At 53.8% G+C, this 264-nt stretch carries 1 protein-coding gene; it reads right to left on the bottom strand.

Features of this window, described 5'->3' with window-relative positions; translation table 11 throughout:
- Positions 1 to 264 (bottom strand): HAD family hydrolase (locus tag O4H53_RS27065; RefSeq protein ID WP_269368111.1); only part of this gene is annotated, 264 nt, incomplete at both ends.

The raw sequence follows: 264 nt of genomic DNA on the forward strand, positions 1-264 counted from the left end.
GTACTTCATCAAGATAGGGGATGTTAACAGAGTTATCGGCCACGGTGCGTAATGCCGGTTTCGCGTTGAAGGCGATCCCCATACCTGCAGCTTTTAACATGTCTATGTCGTTGGCTCCGTCACCCACTGCCACTGTTTGCGACAGTGATACGCGTTCCCGTTCCGCGAATTCTTTGAGTGCTGCGGCTTTGCCGGCGCGGTCAACAATGGCGCCGTTAACTTTGCCGGTAAGGACACCGTCTTTGATATCGAGTGCGTTTGCCC

It is taken from the genome of Sulfitobacter sp. G21635-S1, assembly GCF_027213915.1.
Taxonomy (GTDB): Bacteria; Pseudomonadota; Alphaproteobacteria; order Rhodobacterales; family Rhodobacteraceae; genus Sulfitobacter.